This window comes from Pseudomonas silesiensis (assembly GCF_001661075.1).
GTDB classification, from domain to species: Bacteria; Pseudomonadota; Gammaproteobacteria; order Pseudomonadales; family Pseudomonadaceae; genus Aquipseudomonas; species Aquipseudomonas silesiensis.
Window position 1 is genome coordinate 2,938,878 of record NZ_CP014870.1, and the last position, 18,791, is coordinate 2,957,668.

At 57.4% G+C, this 18,791-nt stretch carries 18 protein-coding genes and 2 pseudogenes; 5 read left to right on the forward strand and 15 right to left on the reverse strand.

Features of this window, described 5'->3' with window-relative positions; all coding sequences use genetic code 11:
* Positions 1-26: 26 nt before the first annotated feature.
* Both PMA3_RS13215 and PMA3_RS13220 read right to left on the reverse strand, forming a co-directional pair.
* On the reverse strand, positions 27-1,316 hold the full coding sequence (locus tag PMA3_RS13215) for an NHL repeat-containing protein (RefSeq protein ID WP_064677567.1): 1,290 nt from the start codon (positions 1,314-1,316) through the stop codon (positions 27-29).
* A gap of 284 nt (positions 1,317-1,600) precedes the next feature.
* A complete protein-coding gene (locus PMA3_RS13220) occupies positions 1,601-1,864 on the reverse strand; it encodes a hypothetical protein (protein WP_064677568.1) in 264 nt (87 codons plus the stop codon).
* A gap of 342 nt (positions 1,865-2,206) precedes the next feature.
* On the opposite strand from PMA3_RS13220, the gene PMA3_RS13225 reads away from it, so the two are divergent.
* Positions 2,207-3,532 carry a sigma-54 dependent transcriptional regulator gene (locus tag PMA3_RS13225; protein ID WP_064677569.1) on the forward strand — a complete coding sequence of 442 codons (1,326 nt, stop codon included), beginning with the start codon at positions 2,207-2,209 and terminating at the stop codon, positions 3,530-3,532.
* A gap of 59 nt (positions 3,533-3,591) precedes the next feature.
* Here PMA3_RS13225 and PMA3_RS13230 read toward each other — a convergent pair whose 3' ends face one another.
* The 9 genes from PMA3_RS13230 to PMA3_RS13270 all read right to left on the reverse strand — a co-directional run bounded on the left by PMA3_RS13230 (position 3,592) and on the right by PMA3_RS13270 (position 12,592).
* Positions 3,592-4,899: a transporter gene (locus PMA3_RS13230; protein WP_064677570.1), complete on the reverse strand. Its 1,308-nt coding sequence runs from the start codon at positions 4,897-4,899 to the stop codon at positions 3,592-3,594.
* Between the two features lie 46 nt (positions 4,900-4,945).
* A complete protein-coding gene (locus PMA3_RS13235) occupies positions 4,946-5,689 on the reverse strand; it encodes a hypothetical protein (protein ID WP_064677571.1) in 744 nt (247 codons plus the stop codon).
* Between the two features lie 43 nt (positions 5,690-5,732).
* Positions 5,733-6,413, reverse strand: coding sequence for a C39 family peptidase (locus PMA3_RS13240; protein WP_064677572.1), 681 nt, complete (start codon positions 6,411-6,413; stop codon positions 5,733-5,735).
* Between the two features lie 63 nt (positions 6,414-6,476).
* The gene (locus PMA3_RS13245; RefSeq protein ID WP_064677573.1) at positions 6,477-7,484 is read right to left on the reverse strand and encodes a hypothetical protein; all 1,008 of its coding nucleotides are present in this window, start codon (positions 7,482-7,484) and stop codon (positions 6,477-6,479) included.
* A 62-nt stretch (positions 7,485-7,546) separates the two neighbouring features.
* On the reverse strand, positions 7,547-8,125 hold the full coding sequence (locus tag PMA3_RS13250; RefSeq protein ID WP_064677574.1) for a hypothetical protein: 579 nt from the start codon (positions 8,123-8,125) through the stop codon (positions 7,547-7,549).
* A gap of 1 nt (position 8,126) precedes the next feature.
* Positions 8,127-8,573 (reverse strand): hypothetical protein, encoded by a 447-nt coding sequence (locus PMA3_RS13255; RefSeq protein WP_064677575.1) that lies wholly within the window; start codon positions 8,571-8,573, stop codon positions 8,127-8,129.
* Positions 8,574-8,926: 353 nt separating this feature from the next.
* Positions 8,927-9,451 carry an AAA family ATPase gene (locus PMA3_RS13260; protein ID WP_064677576.1) on the reverse strand — a complete coding sequence of 175 codons (525 nt, stop codon included), beginning with the start codon at positions 9,449-9,451 and terminating at the stop codon, positions 8,927-8,929.
* Positions 9,448-10,011: a nicotinamide riboside transporter PnuC gene (pnuC, locus tag PMA3_RS13265; RefSeq protein WP_064677577.1), complete on the reverse strand. Its 564-nt coding sequence runs from the start codon at positions 10,009-10,011 to the stop codon at positions 9,448-9,450. Before pnuC ends, PMA3_RS13260 begins: the two co-directional genes overlap by 4 nt.
* A 946-nt stretch (positions 10,012-10,957) precedes the next feature.
* Positions 10,958-12,592: a methyl-accepting chemotaxis protein gene (locus PMA3_RS13270; RefSeq protein ID WP_064677578.1), complete on the reverse strand. Its 1,635-nt coding sequence runs from the start codon at positions 12,590-12,592 to the stop codon at positions 10,958-10,960.
* Positions 12,593-12,884: 292 nt separating this feature from the next.
* On the opposite strand from PMA3_RS13270, the gene PMA3_RS13275 reads away from it, so the two are divergent.
* Both PMA3_RS13275 and PMA3_RS13280 read left to right on the forward strand, forming a co-directional pair.
* Entirely contained in the window at positions 12,885-13,715 is an 831-nt protein-coding gene (locus PMA3_RS13275) for an undecaprenyl-diphosphate phosphatase (RefSeq protein ID WP_064677579.1), read from the forward strand.
* Positions 13,712-14,140 carry a DUF1294 domain-containing protein gene (locus PMA3_RS13280; protein WP_064677580.1) on the forward strand — a complete coding sequence of 143 codons (429 nt, stop codon included), beginning with the start codon at positions 13,712-13,714 and terminating at the stop codon, positions 14,138-14,140. Before PMA3_RS13275 ends, PMA3_RS13280 begins: the two co-directional genes overlap by 4 nt.
* Here the strand turns inward: PMA3_RS13280 and PMA3_RS13285 are convergent.
* From PMA3_RS13285 to PMA3_RS13300, 4 genes and pseudogenes are all read right to left on the reverse strand, one after another.
* On the reverse strand, positions 14,137-14,496 hold the full coding sequence (locus PMA3_RS13285) for an MmcQ/YjbR family DNA-binding protein (protein WP_064677581.1): 360 nt from the start codon (positions 14,494-14,496) through the stop codon (positions 14,137-14,139). The genes PMA3_RS13280 and PMA3_RS13285 overlap by 4 nt on opposite strands.
* A pseudogene (locus PMA3_RS13290) lies at positions 14,493-15,119 on the reverse strand (LysR substrate-binding domain-containing protein); the annotation flags it as partial. The pseudogene PMA3_RS13290 and the gene PMA3_RS13285, both read right to left, overlap by 4 nt.
* Positions 15,120-15,490: 371 nt before the next feature.
* Positions 15,491-16,414, reverse strand: coding sequence for a LysR substrate-binding domain-containing protein (locus PMA3_RS13295; RefSeq protein WP_064677582.1), 924 nt, complete (start codon positions 16,412-16,414; stop codon positions 15,491-15,493).
* Between the two features lie 257 nt (positions 16,415-16,671).
* A complete protein-coding gene (locus PMA3_RS13300) occupies positions 16,672-17,184 on the reverse strand; it encodes a hypothetical protein (protein WP_064677583.1) in 513 nt (170 codons plus the stop codon).
* Between the two features lie 142 nt (positions 17,185-17,326).
* Between PMA3_RS13300 and PMA3_RS13305 the strand changes: the two are divergent.
* Together PMA3_RS13305 and PMA3_RS13310 are read left to right on the forward strand one after the other, a co-directional pair.
* Positions 17,327-17,977 (forward strand): annotated as a pseudogene (locus tag PMA3_RS13305) (aldehyde dehydrogenase family protein); the annotation flags it as partial.
* The gene (locus PMA3_RS13310; protein WP_064677584.1) at positions 17,974-18,639 is read left to right on the forward strand and encodes a polysaccharide lyase family 7 protein; all 666 of its coding nucleotides are present in this window, start codon (positions 17,974-17,976) and stop codon (positions 18,637-18,639) included. The pseudogene PMA3_RS13305 and the gene PMA3_RS13310, both read left to right, overlap by 4 nt.
* Positions 18,640-18,791: the final 152 nt, after the last annotated feature.

Consider the following 18,791-nt stretch of genomic DNA (forward strand, 5'->3'; position numbering starts at 1 on the left):
ATCAAGTGTAGGAAAAATCCTTTGGATTAACCCAGGTAACGTGCGACGACGGCCCGATAGTTGTCGTCCAGTGAAGAGCCCGCCACCACGATGCTTGCGTTCGTTTGCACGGCCAATGAAGTGGCAATATCCCGGGTGCGTCCCAGGCGGGTGCGAACCCAGCCGGTACCATTGCCAAAACGGCAATCGAGCTGTCCGTCGGGCATGTAGCGGGCCAGAATGAAATCGCCTTCGCTGCCGCCGAGGGTGGCGCCTGCCGTCAGCACGCAGCCGTCCGGCAAGGCCAGGGCGGCATTCCATTGGCAGCCACTGTGACCGATTTCCTGCAGTTGCGGATGGCCGCCGTTGCAATGGATGTCCGGACGGCCGTTGCTGTGGACTTTCAGTGAAAGACAGTGCATCGGGTCGCGACTGTTGCCAAAACACTGCAAGTCGCCATTGTCGTGCTGGATGATCTGGCTGACCTGAGCGCTGCGCTCTTGTGCCTTGAAACTCATGAAGCCGTCGACGGCGAAACTATCGTCGAGCCGGCCGTCGGTGTGATAGCGGGCCAACAGGCCTTCCTGGGGGAAATTGATCGAGCCGCCCACCAGAATCCGCATGTCTCGTTGAACCATCAGGCTGCTGATGCAGGTGTTCATCAGCAAATGCCTTACGATCACGAAGCCACGACCATTGAATGTGCTATCGAGTGAGCCGTCGGCATCGAGTCGTATCAGCAGGCCGACATGATCGGCCAGTTCAAAGTGATGATTGGCCAGCAGCAGGATGCGCCCGTCCTCCTGCACCCGGACGTCACAGGCTTCGGAGCCTGGTACACCAGGGGGCAGCCAGCCGTCGCGCGCACCCAGGGAAAGATTGCCCGGCAGGCGCACCACGCAGCGACCATTGTCGCCAAAGCCTTGAGCCGGACGGCCATCCTGATCGAACAGGGCGAGGGCAGGCAGCGTCCGGTGCGCATTCTCGTAATGCAGCCCGGCCAGTAGAATGCGCCCATCGGCCAGGACATGGACTTTTCCTCCCATGGCCTCGAAGCCGTGTTCGAACTGGCCGATGACGCTGCCTTGATGGCCGAATACCAGATCGGCCGAGCCATCCTCCAGCAGGCGAGCCAGGCCGAAGCGGCTACCGCCTGGCGTGCCGACCTTTGCCGCTATCAGTAACCGGCCCTGTGAATCGATGGCCACCCCGTTGGCCATGCTCCAATTGCTGCCGGCGAAATACACTTGGGTCGTGCCAGTTCCGGCGAAGGATAAATCGAGTGCTCCGGCGTTGTAAGTTGTTGTAGTCAAGGCAAAAGCGGTCTGAATCGACATGCACGCATCTCCTTGCGAGTCGTCCTGATCCAGAAGTTGGCTGGCGACTTTATTTAAGAGAATCATTCAATCCCTGAATGCACGGATGCACAACAGTGAGAACGAACAGGCGGAGGGTCGTATTGTGCCAGAACAGTGTCTTTTCGACCCATTGCCTAGCCTGCCAAACAACTGGAGGCGCCAGGTTGGAAAAACAGCGGTCAGCAATGCGAATGACATGCAGAATCAGCAGGTTGCCGATTGGGGGAAGGGTGCGGGTTACCCTGAAGTAACCCGCGAAATGCTTAGTGCGGCATGGACCACGACTGGAGTTGGTAACCTTCCTTGCTCAGCTCTTCACGAACTTCTTCCAGCAAGTGCTCGAGTTGCGCGGGATCGGTATAGGCACTGCTCGGGATTTGCTTGCGACCGATGCGGTCGGTACGGTCGATGACGCTCAGGCTAAGTTCGCCATTGCCATCCTGTGGGGCCCAGGCCACGCATTTGAAGGGTTGGAATGCGCGGCCGGCGATCAAAAGAGCTTCGTTGATACGGAGCGGGGCGTTCATGGGATCGTCTCTCTATATGCCCAATCAAGTGAAGTGCCGGCGGTTGGGCTTACCGTTCGGCTCGTTACTTGTACTGATGCCCGCAACCGGGGGGTGGGTCACATGCAATTCAAAGATATTTCAACTTTCTTTCATTGGCCGAGGATCGCCCGGGTTTTGAAAGCTGAATGAAAGATTAAAGTCGTTAGGAAACTAACAAAGCAACTTCTTATAACTATTTACGCATCGTTCATATAGACAAATGGTACAAGGACCCGTCAAAAATCTTGCTAGTGTTACAACCGAGACCGCCAAATGACTGTTTTTAATAATATTTCATATATTTGGCGCCAAGGAACAGTCATGAGCGAAGCGCCTGCCTTACGACGTCTATTAGTAGTGGACCCCTGTGACGACTGCCATCGGCTATTGCCGGGTTTACGCTCTGTGGGATGGGATGTGGACAGCTGTACCCTGGAAAACGCCGCAGACAAAACCTGCGACGTCGGCTTGTTGCGATTGCAGCCTTTTCACCTCGAGCGACCGGACTTGGTCAAGGAACTGATCAGCCGCAGCGGCACCGAGTGGATTGCCGTACTCAATCAGGAAGTCCTGCGCCTGCAGAATGTCGGCGACTTCGTTTGCGAATGGTTTTTCGATTTCCACACCTTACCGTTCGATGTGTCCCGGGTTCAAGTGACGCTGGGCCGGGCATTCGGCATGGCGCGCCTGCGCGGCCAGGGCACGGTTCATATCGATCAGCCCGAGCATGAACTGCTTGGCGACAGCAAGCCGATTCGCGAACTGCGCAAGCTGCTCAGCAAACTGGCACCCACCGAGTCTCCGGTATTGATTCGCGGCGAAAGCGGGACCGGTAAAGAGCTGGTCGCCCGCACCCTGCATCGACAATCACAGCGACACAGCCAACCCTTTGTCGCCATCAATTGCGGCGCGATTCCCGAACACTTGATTCAGTCCGAACTCTTTGGTCATGAGAAGGGGGCCTTTACCGGCGCCCATCAACGCAAGATCGGGCGGATCGAAGCGGCTCATGGCGGAACGCTGTTTCTCGACGAAATCGGTGACCTGCCCCTGGAGTTGCAAGCCAACCTGCTGCGCTTCCTCCAGGAAAAACACATCGAGCGTGTCGGCGGCAGCAAGCCGATTCCAGTGGATGTGAGGGTGTTGGCGGCAACGCACGTCGACCTTGAGGCCGCCATAGAGAAAAAACGTTTTCGCGAAGATTTGTACTACCGCCTGAACGTACTGCAAGTCGTCACCGCTCCCTTGCGCGAGCGTCACGGCGATCTGTCGATGCTGGCCAATCATTTTTCCCATTTCTACAGTCATGAAACCGGCCGCCGCCCGCGCAGTTTCAGCGAAGACGCGCTGGTTGCGATGGGCAAACATGACTGGCCGGGCAATGTTCGCGAGTTGGCCAACCGGGTGCGCCGCGGGCTGGTGCTGGCTGAAGGACGGCAGATCGAGGCGCGGGACCTGGGGCTGATCAGCCAGCATGCGATCGCCACACCGATGGGCACCCTCGAAGACTACAAGACCCGTGCCGAGCGCCAGGCGTTGTGCGATGTATTGAACCGCCACAGCGACAATCTCAGCGTCGCTGCCCGGGTATTGGGGGTGTCGCGGCCGACCTTTTACCGATTGCTGCACAAGCACCAGATCCGCTAGGCGCTACAACAACAAGCCCCGCTGCGATGGAAGTCGCAGCGGGGCTTTTCGGTTGTGGGTCAGAAGTAATACGGGAATTTCAGGCTGAAGGTAAAGTCCGGCGCATCGTCCGTCATGCCGATGGACAGGTTGGGGACGATGGTCAGGTTGTCGGTGGCCGCAATGGTCATGCCGATGTTGAAGTAACCGGCGTTGGCATCGCTTGAAGTGACCGATTGCCAATCGCCGCCATCTTCCCTGATCTTGCTTTTACGTTGCACCAGGTCAGACACCGAGAACGACATACTCATCTTTTCGTTCAACGCAAACGCGATACCGGCACCGATCTGGAAGCTGTCGCCGATACGCACCTTGCCCGGGGTTTTCTGGTTGACGGTTGAACTGATGTCGTCGAAAGATTCCTCGAAGTTGTGGGTGTAGGAGAGGCTACCGAACAACACGGCCGGGTCGAAGGTCTTGACCAGCGAGATGCCAGGGGTGATCGACCAGACGCCGTTGCCGGTCGGCAGGGACTCAGGGACGAACAGATTGGTGTTGGAACTATCCTGAACCAGCTTTATACCGAACGGATCCTCGCCGGTAGGTGCCTTGACCCGCAAGGTGACCACCGCATCCGGGGTGTTGACCGACTCGTCGAGGAACTTGTAGGCAATACCGAAGTTGACGTCGCCAATGGTTGGATCGCGGTCGACGGTGCTTTCGGTGGTGACGCCTGCGGACCCCTCGTTCCCGCCGCCGGACTGGTAGGTCGATTCGCGGTAGATCACCGGCACGTTCAGGTCGAACTGCCAGCGGTTGTCGAAGTTGTAGCGGCCGGTGAGGTCGAGTGTCCAGGTATCGGCCTTGATCCGGTCCAGGTTGATGTTGCCCAGAAAGATCGAGTCCAGCGCGAGAAAGCCGTTGAGGATCAACTGGCGCGTATCGTACCGCGAATAGGTCAGCCCGGTTTCCAGGCTGAACTTGCCGCCGCCGAAGAACCCGCTGGCCTCGTCGTACAGGTTGGAAACGCTTTGTGCCGGCTGTGAATCATCGGCCAACGATTGCCCATAGGAACTGCCGCCGCCCCCGGCTGCACCCCCTGAAGCCGCCGCGGCACCGGTACCGGTCGCGACTTGTGAATTGCCTCTGAGGTCGGCTGGCGACTTGGCCAGGCGTTTGGGTTGCTCGGTTGCCGGTTGATCTTCGACCTGGCGGACCCGTTGTTCGAGGATCGCCAGTGCTTTTTGTTGTACTTCGTATCGTTGCTTCAGCTCCAGAAGCTCCTGTTTCAGAATCTCCACATCCGATGCGGGTGCTGCTTGCAAAATCGCCGCGGGAAATAAAGTGCTCAAACATACTACTGCACGCAGTGATACTGATCGATACATGAAATAAGCCGTCCCTTAATGCCCAATGATCGAGACTCAGCGTAGTTCAATATCCCAGACTGCGTAGTGCGTTAAGTTGAGTCAGGTTGCAGTCCAGTGCGCCTGCGCTCGGGCCATTATTGTTCAGCACTACATTAAGCTGAGTCAGGTTATTGACCATATTGCTGCTACCCAGTAACCGCGTGTTCTGCAGCAGGCCACCCTGGGCAACTTGCTGCATGGCCGAGCCCTGGTTGTTGTTGGCCTGAATGGCCATCTGGATGCCGCCACCGGTGGCGGAAATCGCCACGGTGCCGGCAGCACTGCTGCCGGTAATGGTTTGCCCGCCCATCAACACCTGGCCCTGGCCAGGGTTGAGGGCCGGTGCATGCCTGGCCTCTTTGACGTCGATGGCGACGTTATTGTAGGCCGTGTTGCCATCGCCGGCGGCGCGCACGCTTTGGGTGATCCCTTGCGCGCTGTTCAAGCCGGCGCCGCCGATGACGCTGCCGGTGCCTTGCCCGGGCGTACTGCCGTCACCGGACTGGCCAAAGGTTGAAACGTAGAATTCGGGTTTTATGGTGGCTGCCTGAATCTGCATCGAAGTGGTTGCCCCGATCAAATCGCCACTGGCATTACGCCAGGTACTGCTCATGACTACACCGAAACTGATGATCCGTCCCGGCATGACATAACGGCCGCGCAACTCACTGAGCTCATGGTCGTTGATTTCGATGGGTTTGAAGCCGTTGGCATGACCTGAAGCGCTCGCTGCCAGACAGGCAGCGGCCAGCCAGTATGAGGTTTTCATCTGCTGCTCCCGGAGCATCCTGCCCCACTATCATCTTGGGCGATTAAAAAAAGTCGCTCTGTATGAAACCAAAATCCATCAATTCGGCATCTTTGACCGGATTGAAGTTATCCAGCTTGTTCTTGGCTGTCAGGGGTTCCGGTGGACTGCGCAGTGCATTGGTTTTGTCATAACCGGGACCTACGATAGCGAAGACAATACCGTTCCAGCCTTTGATAAAGTCATCATGGGCGTAGCGTTTGTGACCCAGGACAGGGTCGCCGATGTAGACCCAATCCTTGTCTGCCCGCTGCATCACCACGAAGTGCTTGTAGCCGCGGATGTCCATCAGTACCACCACCGGAATCGTCACTGCATCCAGCTTTTCAGGTGGGATCTTGTAACCCCTGGCGCGCATGCCGATGCTTTCTATGTAGCGCTTCATGTCCAGCATGGAAAAACCTTGGGTACGAACAAGGTCCTGGTCAGCGTTGACCAGCATGCCTTTGACGATGTGCTCTTCATCGACGTCGAGCCAATAGGCTTGGCGTAACACCGTTGCCAGTGCGGCAGCGCCACAACTGAAGTCGGTTTTTTGTTCGACGATGTCGCTGAACTTGCGCTCACGCAAACTCTGGACTTCCTTGTAGACCAGTACGCCGCCAGGTAGCGCGGCAACCGGCATCTGTGCGGCCTGAGTCAGGCCAGACAGGCAGAGCAGGGCGAAAAGGGCAGTCTTACGCATGATCGATACGCCTTTGCGGACTGTGGAAAAGCCCCGTTGCCGGGGCTTTTATTTCGATCGCGATTACAGGCAGACGTTGCAGCCGGCAGCGATGGACAGCGAGTTGCTTTGTTGGTTGCCTACACCCGATGCTACGTTGGCGCCGCCGTTGCCGGAGAAGCCGTTCATCGAGCCCGACATGGTGGCAGTGTTGGTTACAGGGGCTTTCCAGCCATTTGGGGTCAGTTTTTGTTCAGTGGTTACGCCAGCCAGGCCGAATACGCCGACAGCGACGAAATCAGACTTGGTGACATCGTCATCGCCACGACCACCTCTGTTGCCATAACCATGGCCGTTGCCGTGATGGTCATCCTCTCTGGACACAGCTTTGCCAGCTGCGACAAACGCACCCCCAGCGGTAAAGGTGCCTGTGAGCGTGTCTTTCTTGTAAACCTGGGTGCCATGGTTTTCGACATTCATCCCAGTGGAGCTTTGGTTAGCCGCCGCCGCCGCGGTTGCTACACGGCCGCCCGATACAGCGATGGCCAGGTTGTTTTTCTGTTGGTTGAAGCTGCCGGAAGCCACGTTCATGCCAATGTTGCCGGAACCGTTGTTGCCTGCGTTGTTGAGGGTCGAGGAGTTGCTACTGGAGTAGTTTTTTGCAGAGTTGCCGGTGTTGTATTGAGTCGCGGCAGAAAGGGCGGTTGCGGAGCCGAAGATGAAGCTTTCGTCGGAAGTGGCCAGTGCGGCGGCGTTGTCTTGCTGGTTACCGTCACCGGCTGCAACGTTGGCGCCCATGTTGCCGTTGGAACCATTGAGCGAGTTGTTGCCTTTGGCGTCGTTCTCGGTGCCTGAGTTGGATGTTGTATTGCCATAGCTTTTTTGCACGTCCAGCACGGCAGCCTTGGCGCCAGAGCTGAGTGACAGCAGAGTGTCAAAGCTTGGGCCGCGATCATGCCCGTTGTTGCCGTGACCATTGCCGTGGCCATTGCCATGACCGCGATCATCATCGCGACCGCCTGCTTGTGCCGCGATTGCCATTACTGCTGCCAGTGCGAAAACCAGTGGTTTGAGAGCCATTGTAGGTTTCATGGTGTTTCTCCGTGCTTATTAGTTGGTTAAGTGTTTGCTTTCTAATTGCACTGCGTTTGGTCTCAGTCAGAGACCCGGATGCTCAGGGTGTTAGCCATGCGGTTCCCCACCCCGGCACTCTGGTTCACCTGAATCACTCCTCGGCTGCCGGTGAAGGCCTGGTCGCTGATAGCGACCTGGCGACTACCGATTGGAATGCCAGTTGCTCCTGAGTTTGGTTGCAACGCCACGTTCTGTTGAGAAAGGGCGCTATCGTCGACGCTTTGCGGTCCGGCACTGATGCTGATGCGCATTGCGTTGGCCATTTGGTTGTTGGCCCCGGCACTCTGGTTGACGCCCAGTACACCGTTGCCATTGCTGAAAGAGCTGCCACTTATCGTTGCTTTCGCGTTCATCGACGGGTTGGCGGCCGTGTCGATTGCCTGGATGACCCTGGTCGTCGCTCCCGCATCGGTGCCGATGGCGATGGCACGCACGTTGGTTTGCTGCTGTTGATCACCGGCTGCCTGGTTGACGTTGAAGTTGCCTTTGTACTGAGTGCCGGAGTTGTGAATGTCGGCGTTGTTAACCACGCGAACACCGGAATCAGCCATGGCGCTGGTGCAGCCCAGCAGAGCAAGTACGATCAGGGAGCGCGTCATGTCATTGGCCTCCGGCCATTTTGCTCAGGGGGGCGAGGCCGGAAGTCATTGCCCGATTGATGGTTCCCGAAATCGCGCCGCCACTGCCGCCACCATTAGCTGCTCGCATGCCAGGCATGCCGTTGGGGCTGGTGATGACGTTGAGGCCTTGCATGCCTGAGCCATTTGGGGGGATGTTGTTGCCAATGGAGGAGCCGCTGGCGACGTTGGCGAAGTCGCCATCGCTGAGCTCGGAATTGCTGAGGCTTCGGGTGACTCGTTCAGAAGGATTGACGTTGACAGCAGTAGGGTTGGGATCCTTGCCTCCGTCGCGGCCGATGTGCACCGGCTGAACGTCACGTCTGACCACGATGACCCCATTGCCTTCTGCTTGAACATTGAAGCTGAATATCGAGGTGGCGAATCCGACCAGCAGGAGGTGGGTTATTCCGTTGTTGAAAGTTCCCATGGCAACTGTTCCTTCTTCTGCGAGCTGGATCTGTCAGCGTTATGAAGGAGAGAGCGAAAGCTGTGCCGCTTTTTGATAGTCTTGGTAATTCAATAGCTTGCGAATTATGCCGCCAGGGGGCGTGTTAGGCACTGTTTCAAATCTGAGACAGTGCAAAGTGCCTGTATCAGGCCAAAGCGGTTGCGATGCTCTAGATCAAGGGTTGACGGCGATGTGTTTCATTTTCTTAACAGTGCTGGTGTAAAGAATATGAAGCCGTTCAAATGGCGAGTTTGAGCTCGGAGGGGTGTTTCAAAAATGGACACTTTCCCCCCAAAACAGGGGAATGCCGCGTCCGGATTCGCGAAAAACAGTCAGGAATCGAGTAGGAGTTCAACCGCCTTCAGGGCCTGGATGCGACGGGCTACCCAATCGCCCTGCAGCACCTGAACCGGTTGTCGATGGTGCTCCAGCCAGGCGAGGGTTTGATCGAAGAACGCCCGGCGTTGACCCAGTTCGGGCTGGCAACGCTGGCCGTCATCCGTCCAGGCGACGTTTTCGGGAGATAACAGCAGGTGCAAGTCGTAGCGTCTGGCCAGCAGTGCCTGTTCGATCCAGGCGGGGCAGTCACCAAACAGGGTCTGGCTCCAGAGGATGTTGCTCAGCAAGTGAGTGTCGAGCAGCAGTAACCGCGGCTGTCGGGCACGGGCCTCGTCCTCCCATTGCAGCTGTCCGCGGGCTATATGGGGAATATCGGCCAGGCAGGTGTCGCGCGGGTTCTGCTCGATGAACCAGCGGACATATTCGTCCACCAGGACGCCGCCGAAATGCGCTTGCAGCTGCGCCGCGAGCCAGCTCTTGCCACTGGATTCGGGCCCGGTGAGTACCAGGACTTTCATGTGCGCAATACCGGGTCGGCGCGCCATTCCCGCCAGCCTTGCACGGCGATCAGCAAAAACAGCGCGTAGAGGCCGGCGGTCAGGTACATCCCCTTGTAGACAAAAAGGCCGACGAAAACCACATCGAGGGTGATCCACAGTGGCCAGCATTGCACGCGCTTCTGCGCCATCCAGACTTGGGCTACCAGGCTGAAACCGGTGAGCGCCGCATCGAGCCAGGGTTGGGCGGCATCGGTCCAGTGGGCCATGGCAGCACCCAGCAGCAGGCTGCCCATCGCGCCGACGGCCAGGCTGAGCGTTATGGATTGACCATCGAGCTGGCTGATTTGCCGCCCTTGACGGGTTTCGCCCGCGCGCGTCCATTGCCACCAGCCGTACAGTTGCAGGGCGGCATAAATCACTTGCAGCAGCATGTCGGAATACAGCTTCACTTCAAAAAAGATCCAGCTGTAGAGCAGCACCATGACCAGGCCGATTGGCCAGCACCAGGGGTTCTGTTTGACGGTCAACCAGACGGCAATGACACCGAGGGTGGCGGCAAACAGTTCAAGCCCGGACATGGGGGTTCCTTGGGGAAAGTTGGGGAGGGGGATTGTAACGGGTAGGCGTGGGTGGCGGGTTGTTCGATCGTGTACATATCCGTTGCGGTTTCTGGTTTCTTTGATCGTGGGCATATCCGGTGCGGTTGCTGGTTTCTTTGATCGTGTACATATCCATTGCTGCGGTAACGGCTACTTAGGGTTTCGCCCTTACGGCGACTCACTTTTTTTTCAAACGCCAAAAAAAAGTAAGCAAAAAAAGGCTCGCCCCAAGCGTCCGGCCCCTCGCTAGGGCTCGGCGTTCCTTCGCTCCGGTGTCCATCCGGGGACACAGCCCGCAGGTTGGCTTCGCTACGACCTACATGCAGCGTGTTCGACTGCGTCGAACGGCGCTGCGCGCCACTCCCCGGATGAACACCTCCACTCAGCCTCCCGATATAGGTGCGGGTGGATCAAGATCAAGAGCTGCAGGCGAGCTAACGCTCGGCCTGATGAGTGGTGATAAGCGCTAGTGTACCCGGACCCCTGTAGGAGCGAGCTTGCTCGCGATGGTCGTTAACGATAACGCGTGTTTACTGGTTAAACGCGGCGCTCTTGGGTCCATCGCGAGCGAGCTCGCTCCTACAGGGGGACGCGTACGCTTCAAAGGATAGGCCGGCCGGTAGGCCGCCTCGCTTTGGCTTTGGCGGTGCACGCCCCATCGAGAGGCCGAGTGGAGGTTCTGCGTAGTGGGCAACCCGGCATGGATGCCGGGTTAGCCGCCCCCGGCCATGGATGGCCGATGGCGGCGGGCCCACGGAGCAGGACCGGAGCGAGGGCATGCCGAGCCTAGGCGAGGCACCGAACGAAAGGGGCAAGAGCGCTTGGTTACTTGGCGCTCTTCCAAGTGACCCGCTGTAAGAGCGGAACCATCAGCGGCCGTTACCGCAGCAACGGATATGTACCCATCAAAAGCCAGCAAAAAGCGCTACACCCGAAACTGCCTGAGCAACCCGTTCAACTGCTCACTCAGTTCCTTGAGATGCACACTGGCCAGGCTCGATTGTTCCGCCGCCAGCGCCGTGCTGTGGGACAAGCCGGCCGCCTGGGTAACGTTCTGGTTGATGTCCTCGACCACATGGGCCTGCTGCAGGGTTGCGCTGGCGATGGAGGCGTTCAGTCCGTTGAGGTTGCGCAGCGCCTGGCCAATGGCATTGAGGCTCGCACCGGCCAGTCCGGCCTGTTCGATGGTCAACTGCGAGGCGCGACTGCTGTCACCGATCACCTTGACCGCCGCTTCGGAATGACTTTGCAGACGCTCGATCATCGACTGGATTTCAGCCGTGGATTTCTGCGTTCGCTGGGCCAGCAGCCGCACCTCATCGGCCACCACCGCAAACCCGCGCCCTTGCTCGCCGGCCCGGGCCGCTTCGATGGCGGCGTTGAGGGCCAGCAGGTTGGTTTGCTCAGCGATGGAACGGATCACTTCCAGGACGCTGCCGATCTGCGTGCTTTCGGCGGCCAGGGTGCGAATCACGTCTACCGCCTGATCGATAGTGGAAGACAGCTTGTCGATCTGTTGCAGACTGCTATCGATGTTGACCTGGCCCTGCTGCGCCTGAGACTCGGCATCGCGCATTTCGCTGGCGGCGTGCTCGGCATTCTTGGCCACGTCCTGCACGCCGTAGGTCACTTCGTTGATGGCCGTGGCCACCTGTTCCATCTGTTGGGACTGCTGCTGGCTGCGTTGCTGGGCCTGAGCGGCATCGTTGCCCAACTCGTTGGAAGACTGGCCCAGGGCGTTGGCAGAGGCCTGCAGTTCGCTGATCACCTGGCGCAGTTTGGCGGTGAAGGCATTGAAGTGGCGAGCCAGTTGTGTGACTTCATCCTGGCCGTGGGTGTCGAGGCTGCGGGTCAGGTCGCTTTCGCCGCTGGCGATGTTGGCCATGGCGTTCACGGCTTGCTGAAGCGGACGCACGATGCTGCGGGCAATCAGGATCACCAGCAGCGTCATGATCAGGGCGATCACCAGGCCCATGAACGAGGCCTTCCAGGCCTGGGCGTAAAATTCGTCCTGCATGTCATCGATGTACACGCCCGAACCGATCACCCAGCCCCAGGGTTCGAACAGTTTGACGTAGGAGGTTTTCTCGACCGGGGCGCTGGCACCCGGTTTCGGCCAGCGATAGTCGATCGTCCCGGCACCCTTGGCCTTGGCCACGGCGACTATTTCGTTGAACAGCGCGAAACCGTCCGGATCGCGAATCGTCGAGAGGTTCTGTCCATCGAGTTTCGGATTGGTCGGGTGCATGACCATGACCGGCGTGAGGTCGTTGATCCAGAAATAATCGTTCTGGTCATAACGCAGGCCGCGAACGGCCGTCAGCGCCTGCTTCTGCGCAGCTTCCCGGGTCAGGGTACCGGCGGTTTCCAGGCTTTGGTAATAACTCAGAATACCGCTGGCGGTCTGCACCACATGCTGGGTTTTCTGTGCCTTGGCGTGATACAGGTCCTGGTGAATCTGTTTGAGCATCAAGGTGCCCAGCGTCATCAACATCAGGACGGCCACGATCAAAATGAGCCACAAACGTCGGCTGATCGACAAATTGCGCAAGCTGTTCATAACGCTGTCACTCCGGTTTCTTGTTCTTGTCATAATTGATCGCCAGCCTTCAACCACGCGATGCCGGACAGGCCTGGAAGCCTCAATCCTTATAAAGGCGGCAGCGTTAATCGGGCTTGTCTGATAGGATTTCGGCCCCGCGCGGAAAAACCTGAGTCTAAGTTGATTTTTCACGGAATTTTTATGGTTTTGTGGGGGAATTGCGCGCGCGGGACTTCATCTGCACTGATCACAGTGGCGTTCTGAAAATATTAACGGGGCATGCCGTGGCGCATCGCTTCTTGGGGGATTGATGGATCTTTGGACCGCCTTTCAGGCATTGATACTTGGCGTTGTTGAGGGACTAACGGAATTTTTGCCCATTTCCAGTACCGGGCACCAGATCATCGTGGCCGACCTGCTCGATTTCGGGGGTGAGCGGGCCATGGCCTTCAACATCATCATCCAGCTCGGCGCGATCCTGGCGGTGGTGTGGGAGTTTCGCCGCAAGATCTTCGATGTGGTCGTCGGCTTGCCGACCCAGCCAGGCGCTCGACGCTTTACCGCGAACCTGCTGATCGCCTTCATGCCGGCGGTGGTATTGGGGGTGATTTTCGCCGACCTGATCCACCATTACCTGTTCAACCCGATCACGGTGGCCACGGCGCTGGTCGTGGGCGGCGTCGTCATGCTGTGGGCTGAACAGCGTCAGCATGAAGTGCATGCCCACACCGTCGACGAAATCACCTGGAAAGACGCCCTGAAAATCGGCTTTGCCCAGTGTCTGGCGATGATTCCTGGCACCTCGCGCTCCGGCTCGACGATCATTGGCGGTTTGCTGTTCGGCTTGTCGCGCAAGACCGCCACCGAGTTCTCGTTCTTCCTGGCGATGCCGACCATGGTCGGCGCAGCGGTGTACTCGGGCTACAAATACCGCGACCTGTTCGTGCCGGCTGATTTTCCGGTGTTCGCCATCGGCTTCGTCACCGCGTTCATCTTCGCGATGATTGCCGTACGCGGCCTGCTCGTGTTCATCGGCAGTCACAGCTACGCGGCGTTCGCCTGGTATCGCATCGTGTTCGGCCTGTTCATCCTCGCCACGTGGCAATTCGGCTGGGTCGACTGGACCGCCGTCACGCCATGAACGACGCCAGCGCGCGCAACAAACCCGGACGCGGGTCCGGGGGCGAGCTTCGCCGTCCCCGGCTGAAGCTGCTGGTGTTTGCGATCCTGTGCGCGCTGCCGCTGTCGGGTTCGATGACGATGTGGCTGGGTGGCATTTCGCGGGTGCCCCTGGCGGCCTATGGCATTGTCAGCGGGCTGGCGTTCCTGCTGTATTGGAGCGACAAGCGCAAGGCTCGGCTCGATCGCTGGCGCATACCGGAAAACCTGTTGCATGCAGTGGAACTCGCCGGAGGCTGGCCAGGCGCCTTGCTGGCCCAGCAGGTGTTTCGGCACAAGACGCGCAAGCTTTCGTTTCAGCTGCTGTTCTGGATGATCGTGCTGCTGCACCAGGTGTTCTGGATCGACCAGTTGTTCCTTGGCGCACATCTTTTCGCGTTGCTTTAAAGCAGCAGTCCGACCTGGGTGCGCTTGGGTAACTTGCGCACCACCAGTTGATGGGAGCGTTGCAACAACGCTTGCAGTTCTTGGGCGCCGAGCGGGTAGGGCGTCGCCATGATGATCCACTGCGCTCGCGCCAGATAAGGCGCCGGATGAATCCCCGGACGGTCGCAATGACCGAGAAACAGATCCTTGTCGACCTTGAACGCCAGGGATTCGCCCCGCAGGTTCTGCAAGGCGAACATCTTGTTCCCGGCAATCGAAAACACCCGCACGCCGCCCCACTTGTAGTCTTCCCGCGCACCGGGCAATGCCAGGCAGAACTTCGCCACATCCTCTTCGCTCATGCGTGCGGCTTTCATAACAATCGTTCCCCACAGGCGTTGAATGATTCGATCAAATGGTCGATCCAGGCGCGCACCGCCGGCATCACCCCGCGCCGATGAGGGTAGACCGCTTGCAGCCAGCCGCCAGGCAACGACCAGTCAGGCAGCAACTGCACCAGTGAGCCGTCTGCCAGCGCTTGCTCGCAATACATCATCGGCAACATGGTAAAACCCTGGCCCGCCAGGGTGCAGGCCTTGCGCACGATGAAATCGTCGATACCCAATCGTGCTTCGAGGGTCAGGTCGACGCTGTTGCCCTGTTGGTCGAGCAGGCGGATGTGCACCATGCGATCGGCTTCCAGCGCGCCAAGTACCGGGAGATTTTTCAGATCTTCAGGGTGGTTGATCTCACGGCCGTGCAGGAAGGCGGGGCTGGCGACCATCGCCATTTGCGCCTGACGCAGGCGTCGGGTGACCAGCAAGGGGTCTTCGTCGCCCAACTCCCGCACGCGCAGGGCGACGTCGACGCCCTCGGTCACCAGGTCGACCCGACGATTGAGCAACATGACCTCCAGTTGAACTTTCGGGAACTTTGCCAGGAAATCGCTGATCACGTTCGGTAGAATTTCGTGAGCCAACCCTACGGGACAGGACACCCGCCAATTTTCGAATTTTGCCTAACAATGAACAGGTTAGGTTGATCCGTGATTTGATAAATTGTCAAAAAGTCGAATTTAACGCAAAGAAATCCGGCTTTTCTCGGGCACCTAAACCCTAGTCAAATCCACGATAGCGGATCGTGTCATCTATCCCACAAAGCTGCTTCGGCGACGCACGTCAGATTATTTTCCCGCAACATTATGTGGAATGTTTTGTGGCTACGCGAAAGAAATCACCCTGTTTTAGACGCTCCCGTAGCCGTCAAACCGCGCGTTGAAGCAGGCGTAGCGAGGAGACCAACATTTCAAACTAGTTTATCTGAGTGCACACGTTCATTCGTCCTTCCGCTCTGCATTCTTTCCGTGGCTGATTACAAAGTTCGATCTCCACACTTATTGAAGGCCTGCTCTAGATGATCTAGCCATGCTCGAATTGCGGGTAGCACACCGCGTCGATGTGGATAGGCGGCCTGTAGCCAGGCCGGCGGGCAGTGCCAATCAGGTAGCAGGCGTACTAACGCGCCACTAGCAAGTTCAGCTTCACAATACATCATCGGTAGTACAGTGAACCCCAGCCCGGCCAAGGCTGCTTCTTTGCGCATTTCGAAGTCCTCCACGCCCAGCCGCGCGGGCATTACCAACTCGAAGCGTTCGCCTTTTGAATTGTGCAATCGAGTACGGGCAAGACGATCTGAGTCAAGAGCACCAAGGAAAGGCAAAGTAGTCAGCTCTCTTGGATGACTAAAGTTGTGCGCTTTAGCAAATATTGGAGAGGCCACCACTTCAGTGTGGGCTTCTCTCAGGCGGCGGGTCACGAGATTTGGCTCTTCGTCTCCGGTCTCCCGTACCCGCAGTGCAACGTCAATGCCTTCGTTGATCAAATCTACACGACGATTAACTAAGAGCAAATCTAGTTGTACCTGCGGGTATTGCAGCAGAAAGTCTCGTACAAGCGGACTAAGAAATTGACTGGCTAAGCCCACGGGACTGCTGACTCGCAGCGGCCCTCGTGGCTCAGCTGTGACGCTGGCAACCACCTCATCGGCCAACTCAGCCTCAAGCAGCATCGCCTGGCAGTGGCTCAGATAGCGCTCACCCAGTGCGGTGAGTTGCATCTTGCGGGTCGTGCGTTGTAGCAGTCTGGCGTTCAGGCGCGCCTCAAGCTCTGCGATGCGTCGCGACAGTCGGGATTTAGGTACACCCAAAAGGCGTCCGGCGGCCGCGAATCCGCCAGCTTCGACGACTTTGGCGAAATAAAATAGATCGTTCAGATTCTTGGGATCGCCGACTGTCACTTGAGTTAAACCTATCCGAATCAGTAGGGGGTGATAGTACGATGAAAAGGCGGGCTTCCAATTCAGAATTCAAAGCTTGAAGTCGAATAACGACGAGGGCGACCGGATCCCGTAAATTCTGCTTCGATCGTACTTCACGCGTCACGCCTCTCGACCAGATCAATCATTTCCATAATCAGGCTCATACTCCGATACCAATAAACACGTTGTCACTCATCGATGAGCATCCTTGCCAGCCTAGGGCCGGTAACACCACACTACGGGCGTGTCAGCGCTACCGACTGTGCCAAATCGAAAACGATACGGGCACGCCAAAACCCGGCACCCTGGTTTTCGGCCTGTATCAATGCTTGATTCAGCAGCTCATTCACATATTTGCGTGATGACGGCGTAGCGTCTTTGAGCAGCAGTTGTCCCTTGACTCTCAGCAGTTCTGGCAGAAACCATCGCTCATCACGCGACGAGGCAATACGTATGGTTTCATCGATCGTCGCCAGGGCCTGCTGGTTCAAGCCCAGCATCGCCATCCCTTGCACACCTTCGCAACGCAGCAGGCTATAAAACGGACTGGCGCCTTGCTGGTCCATTTCGCTCAATGTTTCACTCAGTCCGCGTAAACCCTCCTCTGGCTTATCCTGACGAATCAGGAGAATGCTTTCGAAGCATCGAGTGAGTTGGCGCCAGATCGGCAGGTCATGCCGAGCGATGCTTTTCTGCATCGTGGCGAGATGAATACTCACCCTGGATAGATCGTCGGCGATCAGCGCCATTGGCAAGGCACTAAAGCATAGGGTGTACCAGAGGGTTGCGGGGTGATTGAGGGTGATGGACTTCGCTACATTCTCGTCGATATGCAATAGAGCCTGGTTAACCTCACCTTGCAGCAGCTCAATATGCGCCTTGATACCGTGCGCCCCTGACTATGTCCTCGTACCGCGATCGAGACTCGACGATTTCACAACGGCTTACCGGGAAGCAATACAGCGTTTATTCCCAAAGCTTGAGGACAATCTGGACTATACGAGCATCATCAATGATCGACAGCTGCAGCGACTCACCGGCTATATCCTCGATGCGGAACAGAAGGGCGCCGAGATTATTCCGCTGTTCCCGGCTCTTCAGGGGAGGCGGTTACCACACACGCTCATTTTGAATCCCTGCGACGACATGGACGTCATGCGCGAGGAAATATTCGGCCCGCTCCTGCCCGTTGTGACCTATGATCGGATCGAAGAGGCCTTGCACTACGTAACAGAGAGGCCCCGGCCACTGGCTCTCTACTATTTTGGCCATGACAGGAAGGAGCAGGAGCGAGTGCTTTACCAAACACACTCAGGCGGTGTATGCCTGAACGACACGCTGATGCATGTAGCGCAGGACGACTTGCCTTTTGGTGGTGTCGGGCAGTCGGGAATGGGGCACTATCACGGGCACGAAGGTTTCCTCACGTTCAGCCACGCAAAAAGCGTGTTCAGCAAGGGCGGAATCAACTCTGCGCGATTGATATATCCACCCTATGGGAAAACCATCCAGAAAATTATCTACTGGCTGTACCTGCGATGATTGACCTAGCAATATGGAATTTGACCATTCCTGTCGGAACACCTTCCAAGGTTATTGATACCCCGCGTTTGGTAGGCGGTTATTCGGATCGTTACTTTCGATCCGGCAACACCCTTTTTTTCTGGTCACCGGTGACGGGGTCTACCACCTCCAAGTCAGAGTTTCCGCGCAGCGAGCTACGTGAGACGTTTAATGATGGACGTTTACGCAACTGGACCTATCCGGAAGCCGACAATGCGCTGAAAGCTACATTAGCCATCAACCAGATGCCTTCTTCCGGCAGGGTTATCATTGGGCAGATCCATATTTACCAGGGCAAAGGTCCGTTGCTGAAGGTCGAGTACCTGTACGACGCAGGTAAGAAAAGGGGCGATGTTGTCGCCAAATATCGGCAAAAACCCGGCAGCGACGACATTGCCGTCACCATCGCCAAGGACATTGCCCTTGACGAGCGTTTCTCTTATAGCGTGAATTTGAGTTCCGCCGGTTATCTGAAAGTCAGCGCCGAAAACTACAGTTGGGGTCAGCAGTTGAGTTCGAGCTGGAAGAACAAAAAGCTATACTTCAAGGCCGGCGTCTATACCCAAGACAACACCGGCTATAACGATGAAGGCGCCAAGGCGACTTTCTATAAACTGGATGTTGGCCATCAGAAAAAATGAGCGCGCTCGTGATTGCTGCCCGTCACCACAGGTAGCTCGCTACTCAGTGAGGCTGGAGAGCTTCTATCTCTGGTCGCTGGTTTCAGGGACATGCGGAGCCAAAGGATGACGGCATTAAGAGAGTTGGGTTAGGGAGCAGGCAGAGAAGGCAG